Annotated in this window: 8 protein-coding genes; all 8 read left to right on the top strand. The window is 68.5% G+C overall.

The annotated features are described in order from the left end of the window. The first annotated feature begins 195 nt into the window (after nucleotides 1–195). The 8 genes from iolB to C5E10_RS14540 all read left to right on the top strand — a co-directional run bounded on the left by iolB (nucleotide 196) and on the right by C5E10_RS14540 (nucleotide 9,397). A complete protein-coding gene (gene iolB, locus C5E10_RS14575) occupies nucleotides 196–1,125 on the top strand; it encodes a 5-deoxy-glucuronate isomerase (RefSeq protein WP_104332251.1) in 930 nt (309 codons plus the stop codon). Nucleotides 1,126–1,175: 50 nt separating this feature from the next. After that, on the top strand, nucleotides 1,176–3,074 hold the full coding sequence (gene iolD / locus C5E10_RS14570) for a 3D-(3,5/4)-trihydroxycyclohexane-1,2-dione acylhydrolase (decyclizing) (protein WP_374953514.1): 1,899 nt from the start codon (nucleotides 1,176–1,178) through the stop codon (nucleotides 3,072–3,074). Between the two features lie 63 nt (nucleotides 3,075–3,137). Beyond that, nucleotides 3,138–4,049 carry a sugar phosphate isomerase/epimerase gene (locus C5E10_RS14565; RefSeq protein WP_104332249.1) on the top strand — a complete coding sequence of 304 codons (912 nt, stop codon included), beginning with the start codon at nucleotides 3,138–3,140 and terminating at the stop codon, nucleotides 4,047–4,049. A gap of 25 nt (nucleotides 4,050–4,074) precedes the next feature. Beyond that, nucleotides 4,075–5,097, top strand: a complete 1,023-nt coding sequence (locus C5E10_RS14560; protein ID WP_104306226.1) for a Gfo/Idh/MocA family protein — start codon at nucleotides 4,075–4,077, stop codon at nucleotides 5,095–5,097. A gap of 9 nt (nucleotides 5,098–5,106) precedes the next feature. After that, entirely contained in the window at nucleotides 5,107–5,979 is an 873-nt protein-coding gene (locus C5E10_RS14555) for a sugar phosphate isomerase/epimerase (protein ID WP_104332248.1), read from the top strand. 185 nt (nucleotides 5,980–6,164) lie between these two features. Next, entirely contained in the window at nucleotides 6,165–7,616 is a 1,452-nt protein-coding gene (locus C5E10_RS14550) for a sugar porter family MFS transporter (RefSeq protein WP_104298498.1), read from the top strand. Nucleotides 7,617–7,721: 105 nt separating this feature from the next. Further along, on the top strand, nucleotides 7,722–8,717 hold the full coding sequence (locus C5E10_RS14545; protein ID WP_104332247.1) for a DMT family transporter: 996 nt from the start codon (nucleotides 7,722–7,724) through the stop codon (nucleotides 8,715–8,717). Beyond that, nucleotides 8,714–9,397: a GntR family transcriptional regulator gene (locus tag C5E10_RS14540; RefSeq protein WP_104332246.1), complete on the top strand. Its 684-nt coding sequence runs from the start codon at nucleotides 8,714–8,716 to the stop codon at nucleotides 9,395–9,397. The genes C5E10_RS14545 and C5E10_RS14540 overlap by 4 nt, the downstream gene beginning before the upstream one ends. Nucleotides 9,398–9,453 lie beyond the last annotated feature (56 nt).

Genomic DNA, 9,453 nt, shown 5'->3' with positions numbered 1-9,453 from the left:
AGGGCTTCCACTTCTACACCCGCGAGAAAGCCGTCACCAGCCGCTGGCTCGATCCCGCCAAGCACGGCGGCATCAACCTCGGCTTCCCCGAAAACGACTAGCCGACACAGCACCACGCGGCAGCGCAGCACGGCTGCCCGGCTCAGCACGACGAGCCGCCCCACCACGACCATTCACCAGAAAGACTCACGAGCAATGTCCTCACACACATCAGCACCCCCTCGGGACGCTGCGGAGAACACCTGGTTCAGGGCCCGCGGAGCCCTCTCGCGAGACGGCTGGGAGAGCGTTGTCGATGCGACGCTCCCCGGCTGGGAACACACGGGCATCCGAGTCGCAGACCTCTCCGATGGTGTGCGCCTCGAGTTGCCCGCAGGCGACATTGAGCGAATGGTCATCCCCCTCCGCGGAGACGCGTCCCTCGAGCTCGACGGAGCGGATGCGCCCGCATCCGTCGAGCTCGAGGGCCGTGCCTCGGTCTTCGACGGGCCGGCGGACGTCGCCTACCTTCCCGTCGGCACCAGCGCCGTGGTCACGGGAAACGGCAGGGTCGCCGTCGCCGAGGCGCCGACAGCTCAGATCTTCCCGTTCCAGGTGCTCCGCAAGAGCGACGTGCCGGTGGAGCTCCGCGGTGCCGGTCGTTCGAGCCGCCAGGTGCAGAACTTCGGCATCCCCGGCTCCCTGCAGGCTGCCAAGCTCATCGTGTGCGAGGTCATCACACCGGCCGAGAACTGGTCGTCGTACCCGCCCCACAAGCACGACGAGCACCACCCTGGCCACGAGAGCCGCCTCGAGGAGATCTACTACTTCGAGAGCGAGCCCACGAAGAACGCCACCGTGCCGGAGGGCGCTGACGCCTTCGGCATGTTCGCGACCTACACGTCGCCGGCGGGCGAGATCTCGATCAACGAGATCGTGCGCACAGGAGACATCGCCCTCGTCCCCTTCGGCTACCACGGCCCCGCCGTCGCGGCCCCCGGCTACGACCTGTACTACCTGAACGTCATGGCGGGCCCGGACGAGGCACGCGAATGGCTCATCAGCGACGACCCCGCCCACGGCTGGGTGCGCGAGCAGTGGACCTCCCAGGAGTTCGACTCCCGCCTGCCGTACGGCACCGAGTAACCCGCCAGCCTTCTCCAAGCAACCAGCTCCACCAAAAGGAAATGACGCAGATGTCAACCAAGCGAATGACCGTCGGCCAGGCCCTCGTCGAGTTCCTCGGCAAGCAGTACACCGTCGATGGCGACGTGCGTGAGCGCACGATCCCAGGCATGTTCGGAATCTTCGGCCACGGCAATGTCGCCGGCATCGGCCAGGCGCTCAAGCAGGCGAACGTCGAGGACCCGAGCCTCATGCCGTACTTCCAGGCGCGCAACGAGCAGGCGATGGTGCACCAGTCGGTGGGCTACGCGCGCATGCGCCGGCGCCGCGCGACGTACGCGAGCGCCGCATCCGTCGGACCCGGTGCCGCCAACATGCTCACGGGCGCTGCACTCGCCACCGCGAACCGCCTGCCCGCGCTGCTCCTGCCGAGCGACACGTTCGCGACGCGCGTCGCCGACCCCGTCCTGCAGCAGCTCGAGTTCCCGCACGACACGGGCATCCAGGTGACGGATGCGTTCCGTCCCCTCTCCCGCTTCTTCGACCGCGTGCAGCGCCCAGAGCAGCTGTACTCGATCGCACTCGCCGCCATGCGCGTCCTCACGGACCCCGCCGAGACCGGCGCCGTGACGATCGCGCTGCCCGAGGACGTGCAGGCCGAGCTCATCGACGTGCCACTCGCCTTCCTCGAAGAGCGCGAGTGGCACATCCGTCGCCCCCTCCCCGAGGCCGGCCCGCTCGCACGCGCCGTCGAGGCGATCAGGAACGCGAAGAACCCGATCATCGTCGCCGGCGGAGGCGTCATCTACTCGGGTGCCGAGAACGAGCTGCGCGCCTTCGTCGAGGCCACCGGCATCCCCGTCGGCACGAGCCAGGCCGGCGGCGGTGCCCTCGACTGGGACCACCCGCAGTACCTGGGCGGCATCGGCGCGACCGGAACGACCGCCGCGAACCGCCTTGCCGCGCAGGCCGACGTCGTCATCGGCATCGGCACGCGCTACAGCGACTTCACGACGGCCAGCCGCACGGTCTTCCAGAACGACGGCGTGCGCTTCGTCAACATCAACGTCGCCGCGTTCGACGCCTACAAGCACGGCTCGCAGCTGCCCGTCGTCGCGGATGCGCGCGAGACGCTCGTGAAGCTCATCGGGGCACTCTCCGGCTTCCGCGTCAACGACGACTACTCGCGGCAGATCGCGGCCCAGAAGACCGAGTGGGATGCGGCCGTCGACCTTGCGTTCGAGCCGAGCGGCCTCGAGCTGCCCGGCCAGTCCGAGATCATCGGCGCCGTCCAGGAGTCCAGCGACCCCCGCGATGTCATCGTCCAGGCGGCAGGATCGCTGCCGGGCGACCTCCACAAGCTGTGGCGCGTGCGCGACCCGCTCGGCTACCACGTCGAATACGCGTTCTCCTGCATGGGCTACGAGATCGCGGGAGGCATGGGCGTGCGGCGCGCTGCCCCCGACCGCGACGTCATCGTCATGGTCGGCGACGGCTCGTACCTCATGCTCCACACGGAGCTCGTCACCGCAGTCGCCGAGGGCATCAAGATCATCGTCGTGCTCATCCAGAACCACGGCTACGCCTCCATCGGACACCTCTCCGAGACGGTCGGCTCCGAGCGCTTCGGCACCTGGTATCGCGCCTTCGACGAGGCGGGCTCCAACTTCCAGGGCGAGCAGATCCTCCCGGTCGACCTCGCGGCGAACGCCCGCAGCTACGGGATCGACACGATCGAGATCGAGCCGAGCACAGACGCCATCGGCGAGCTGCGCGAGGCCATGGCGAAGGCCAAGGCGTCCGACACCTCCACGCTCATCCACATCAACAGCGACCCCCTCCTCTACGCCCCCGACGGCGAGGGATGGTGGGACGTGCCGGTCGCCGAGACCTCCACGCTCGACTCCACGAAGAGCGCGCGTGAGGACTACCTGGAGCAGAAGGCCGCACAGCGGCCGCTGCTCGGCTGACCGACCCGCCGCAAGCACTCCTCCAACCGCACACGAACGACCCTCTACAGAAAGCAGACGACGATGTCGCAGAGCATCCGAATCGGTACCGCACCTGACTCCTGGGGCATCTGGCTCCCCGACCACCCCGGCCAGATCCCGTGGCAGACGTTCCTCGACGAGGTCGTCAAGGCCGGCTACACGTGGATCGAGCTCGGCCCCTACGGCTACCTCCCCACCGACCCCGACCAGCTCTCCGACGAGCTCGAGTCGCGCGGCCTCAAGCTCTCCGCGGGAACCGTCTTCACGGGCTTCCACAACGAGGACGAGAGCCAGTGGCAGCGTGCCTGGGATCAGGCCATCGCCGTCGCGGGCCTCGCGTCGAAGCTCGGCGCAGAGCACCTCGTGACGATCCCCGACATGTGGCGCGACGACATCACGGGCCAGGCCAAGGAGGCACGCACGCTCGACGCCGAGCAGTGGAAGCGCCTCGCAGCCGGGCACGACCGCCTCGGCAAGGCGCTCCTCGAGGAGTACGGCGTCAAGCAGCAGTTCCACTCGCACGCGGACAGCCACGTGGGCACGTACCGCGAGGTCGAGCGGCTCCTGACCGAGACCGACGCCAGGTACACGAACCTGTGCCTCGACACGGGTCACTTCTCCTACTACGGCGGCGACAGCCTCCGTCTCATGGACGCGTACCCCGAGCGCATCGGCTACCTGCACCTCAAGCAGGTCGACCCGGACAAGCTCTTCGACGTGCTCAAGAACGACGTGTCGTGGGCGGAAGCGGCCGCCGACATGATCATGGTCGAGCCCCCCAACGGCATCCCGGAGCTCGGACCCATCGTCGCCCGCGCCGCCGAGATCGACCCGAACATCTTCGGCATCGTCGAGCAGGACATGTTCGGCTGCTCGGCCGACCGCCCGTACCCGATCGCCGAGCGCACGCTCAAGCACATCTGCGGCTCCACGCCCGCGGCCCGCGCCAAGTAGCACCTGAAGAAGAGGAACCATCACCATGACTTCAACTGACCTCCGCGTCGGCGTCGTCGGCGCCGGCCTCATGGGCGCCGACCACATCGCCCGCATCACGAAGCGCATCAGCGGCGCGATCGTCTCCGCCGTCATCGAGCCCGACGAGGGACGCGGCACCGCAGCCCTCGAGAACGCGCCGGGTGCGCAGTGGTTCACGAGCATCGAGGACGCCATCGCGGCGAACGCCGTCGACGCCGTCGTCATCGCGACGCCGGGCAAGTTCCACGAGCCCGTCCTCCTGCCCGCCCTCGCGGCGAAGCTCCCCATCCTCTGCGAGAAGCCCCTGACCGCCGACTCCGCGTCCTCGCTCCGGGTCGTCGAGGCCGAGATGGCCGCATCCGACCGGCCCCTCATCCAGCTCGGCTTCATGCGCCGATTCGACGCGGAATACGCCCGGCTGCGCGAGATCATCGCCTCTGGCGAGGCCGGCGAGCTCCTCGCGCTCCGCGCGGTGCACCGCAACCCCGACGTGCCCGAGACGTACACGCAGGACATGCTCATCAACGACTCGGTGGTGCACGAACTCGACGTCATCCCGTGGCTCGCGGGCAGCGAGATCCGCAGCATCGAGATCAAGTACATGCGCCGCAACCCGAACTCGCCAGAGCGACTGCGTGAGCCGATCCTCGTGCTCCTGGAACTCGAGAACGGCATCCTCGTCGACGTCGAGATGAACGTGAGCATCAAGTTCGGCTACCAGGTCGCGACCGAGGCCGTCTTCTCGAACGGCCTCGCGCGAATCGGCCAGGCCAACGGCGTGCAGACCTGGTCGGACGGCGCGTTCGCGAAGGAGGAGCACCGCTCGTTCGTGACCCGCTTCGCTGCGGCCTACGACGTGCAGATCCAGCGCTGGGTGGACGCGGTCGCCCGCGGCACCATCGACGGCCCTGACGCGTTCCACGGCTACCGCGTGGCCCTGGCCTGCGAGGCGGGCGTCAAGGCGTTCGACGGGGGCATCGTCGAGGTCCAGCAGGTCGAGCGCCCCGCGTTCTACGACAAGGCATAAGGAGTCATCATGGTTCGCATCGCCCTGGACCCGACGCCGTTCCACCACGACGCCGGCTTCCTCGACTTCCCGGATATCGCTGCCCGCCTGGGTTACGAGTACCTGCAGATCACGCCGCACCCCGACTTCTCGTGGTTCTTCCGCCACCCGTCGGCCGACGACGAGTACGCGCTGAAGTTCAAGAAGCGCGCAGCGGATGCCGGCGTCACGATCCCCGCCATCCTCCCGGTCCAGCGCATCTCGGGCCCAGAAGAGGCGGGTCGCCTCGCCGCGGTGCGCAACTTCACTCGCGTCATCGAGCTCGCCTCGATCCTGGAGATCCCCGTGATCAACACGGAGTTCAGCGGTGAGCCTGCACAGTTCAACGAGTCGGAGGACGCCTTCCACCGTTCGATGGAGACGCTCCTGCCGATCCTCGAGCGCGAGGGCATCCAGCTCAACATCGACCCGCACCCCAACGACTTCGTCGAGGACGGGCTCGAGGGGTGGCGCGTCATCCGCGGGCTCAACAGCAAGAACGTGGGCTTCGTGTACGTCGCCTCGCACACCTTCCACTACGGCGACCGCGCGACGACGCTGCTCCCCGAGCTGGGCGAGCGCCTGGGCGCCGTCTACACGGCGGACACGTTCGACCATCACCGCTCGCACGGGCTGCGCTACATCTCGAACCCTCCGGGCAACGAGGCGCGCATCCACCAGCACCTGCGCATCGGCGACGGCGATGTCGACTTCGCGGAGCTGTTCACGACGCTGAAGCAGATCGGCTACCTCGACCGTGAGGACGCGCTCATCGTCTCGAACGTCTTCGCGGAAGACGAACGGGCCGACGAGGTCTCGAAGTTCCAGCTCGAGAAGATCCGGGAGCTTGTCGCCTCCTCCTGACACCGTGTGGCCCCGCAGCTCTGAGCTGCGGGGCCACACGCTCTTGCAGAATATTTGTCAGGACATATTCACATCACGACATTCTTCGGTTACCATCAAGACACGCGTTCGCAGAAAACGCGCCCCCCGCAGTACCCCCGCACAACCCCGCTCCACCTCGCAGCATCCATGACAAGGACGTCCAAATGGCCTCATCGCACCCGGCGGGCCCCACCGCCGAGAAATCACTTCCGCCCCTCACAGCTGGGCCGCACCGTTCGCGGCTCGGGCTGATCTCGATCGTCGCGTGCTTCGGCGGTCTCCTCTTCGGCTACGACACGGGTGTCATCAACGGCGCACTGAACCCGATGACCGAGGAGCTCGGCCTCACGCCACTCACCGAGGGCGTCGTCACCAGCTCCCTGGTCTTCGCAGCCGCCATCGGCGCCATCTTCTGCGGCCGCCTCTCCGATGGCTGGGGCCGCCGCAAGACGATCATCATGCTCGCCGTGCTCTTCTTCCTCGGCACCGTCGTCGTCGTCTTCACCCCGAACTTCGAAGTGCTCGTCGTCGGCCGCATCCTCCTCGGCCTCGCCGTCGGTGGCGCATCGACGGTCGTGCCGGTCTTCCTCGCCGAGCTCGCCCCGTACGAGATCCGCGGGTCCATCTCAGGTCGCAACGAAGCAGCCATCGTCATCGGCCAGCTCTCCGCGTTCGTCATCAACGCCATCCTCGGCAACACCCTCGGGCACCTCGACGGCGTCTGGCGCATCATGTTCGCCATCTGCGCCATCCCGGCGATCTGCCTGTTCTTCGGCATGCTGCGTATGCCGGAGTCGCCGCGCTGGCTCGTCGAGAAGGGCCGCGACGCCGAGGCCCTCGAGGTCCTCAAGACCGTCCGCTCCCCCGAGCGCGCCGAGGCTGAGCTCGCTCAGGTCGAGAAGGTCGCCCTCGAAGAGGGTCAGGAGAAGCAGGTCGGATTCAAGGCCATCCTCGGCAACAAGTGGCTCCGCCGCATCCTGCTGGTCGGCATCGGGCTCGGTGTCGCGCAGCAGCTCACGGGCATCAACTCGATCATGTACTACGGCCAGATCGTGCTCATCGAGTCGGGCTTCGACTCGAGCGCGGCGCTCATCGCCAACATCGCCCCCGGCATCATCGCCGTCGTCGGTGCCTTCATCGCCCTCTCCTACATGGACAGGTTCGACCGCCGCAAGACGTTCATCATCGGCTTCTCGCTCACGACGGCCTGCCACCTGCTCATCGGCTTCTCGTCCATGATCCTCGAGCCGGGCAACCCGCTGCGCCCCTGGGTCATCCTGTTCCTCGTCGTCGCGTTCGTCGGCTCGATGCAGACGTTCCTCAACGTGGCCGTCTGGGTCTACCTCTCCGAGGTCTTCCCGCTGCACATGCGCGGCATCGGCATGGGCGTCTCGATCTTCGCCCTCTGGGTCGCGAACGGCTTCATCTCGCTGTACTTCCCCTCGGTGGTGGATGCGCTCGGCATCACGGGCACGTTCTTCGTGTTCGCGGGAGTCGGCGTGCTCGCACTCCTCTTCGTCGCGACGCAGATCCCCGAGACTCGTGGACGTACGCTCGAGGCACTGGATGAGGACGTCACGACCGGCGCGATCTTCCTCCCGACCGCCAAGAAGTAGCGTTCCCGCTGCACCAGCGAGCGATGGGCTCGGCCGATTCGGCCGAGCCCATCGCTCGTCTCGTCGCGGGTGACGCAGGGCCGCGGATTGTGTAACAATCAGCCCATGACACCGCTCCTGCTCGTCCTCTTCGCCGCGGTCTGCTTCGGCACGACAGGGACGGCGCAGGCACTCGGTGCGCCCGAGGTGAGCGCATTCTCGCTGGGATCCGCTCGCCTCGCGCTCGGCGGCACGCTCCTCGGCGCCTGGGCGCTGTTCGCCGCGCTGCGCCGCCATGGCGCCCGCGGAGGCCCCCCGCAGCCCACCCCCGACTCCACCCGGATCCACCGCCCGAATCGTGCCCAGCTCGGCCTCATCGCCCTTGGCGCGCTCGGCGTGCTCCTCTACCAACCGTTGTTCTTCGCTGGGACGGCGGGCGGCGGCGTCGCCGTCGGCACCGTCCTGGCACTCGGATCGGCCCCCGTCATCACCGGCCTCCTTCAGTGGGCGCTCGAGCGACGATTCCCCGGCCGGAGCTGGGGCGTCGCGACGGCGATCGCCATCCTCGGCGTCGCCCTCATCGCGGTTGCCGGGGCAGGCGACGCCGGCGGCGCGAACCTCGGCGGCATCGCGGCGTCCGTCGGCGCCGGCGCGAGCTACAGCATCTACACCCTCTCGGCGAAGGCGCTCATGAACCGCGGCTGGAGCGCCGACGGCACCATGGGCATCGTCTTCGGCGCCGCTGGCGTGCTGAGCATCCCCCTGCTCCTCGCGAGCGGTGCCGAGTGGATGCCCACGCCGGCCGGCCTCGCGACCGCGGCGTGGCTGGGCGTCATCACCACCACCGTCGCCTACCTCTGCTTCGGCGCCGGGCTCGCGAAGCTGCAGGCAGCGACCGTCTCGACGCTGACGCTCGCGGAGCCACTGACCGCGAGCATCCTGGGGCTGGTCGTGCTGCGAGAGCAGCTCGCCGGTCTCGAAGCCCTCGGCCTCATCGTGCTCGCGGCGGGGATCGTGGTCCTCGTGCTCGGCGCGACTCGTGCTCGCACACGCAGTGGCGGTCCGCTGCCCGCACGCGCGACGGACGCGAGACAGGACCCGGTGGACCGAGGCGCGCGATGAACCACCAGAAGCCCCATCCCGAGGCCGCCGCACTCACGCCGCGACCGACCGCGTCGGCGAAGCTCGCGGCGACCCTCCGCGACCGGATCCTCGAGGGGAGCTACGTCCGCGGCCAGTCGCTGCGCGAGGAGCACCTCGCCGCCGAGTTCGGGCTCTCGCGGCACACGGTGCGAACGGCGTTGGCCGCGCTCGCGTCCGAGCGCCTCGTCCACTCAGCTCCCTACAAGGGAGTCGAGGTCACGAACCTCGACGACGCCGAGATCCGCGCCATGCAGGATCTGCGCTGCGCGCTCGAATCCGAGGCCGTGCGCATCCTGAACTCCCGCCACCCGGACGGCTGGCCGGACGAGGTGCGGGCGCCGATCCTGGCCCAGATCTCCCAGCTGCGGGAGCTCGAGGTGACCGATGCACATTCGTGGCGGCAGCTTGAAGCAGCTCACGCGGCCGTGCACCAGGCGATCATCGATGCGGCCGGGAGCCCCCGGATCAGCGAGACTGCGCGCTCGCTCGAGAGCGAGGTGAGGCTCCTGCTGGCGGGAGCGCACGAGCACTACGGTGCCAGGGGGCTCGCCGAGGACCACGAGCGCTACCTCACCCTGCTCGAGCACGACGGCCCGACGGCGGTGCGTGCCCACCTCGACGCCCTCACGGCACACCTGCTTGCTGGCTCCCCCACCTGAGGCTCCCTCCAGCGCCGCATCCCCGCGTGAATGCGCGCGGGATGCACACGGGGGGG

Source organism: Pseudoclavibacter sp. RFBG4, assembly GCF_002931515.1.
GTDB lineage: Bacteria > Actinomycetota > Actinomycetes > Actinomycetales > Microbacteriaceae > Pseudoclavibacter.
The sequence above is the reverse complement of the archived record's forward strand: the minus strand, read 5'-3'. Positions and strand labels throughout refer to the sequence as shown.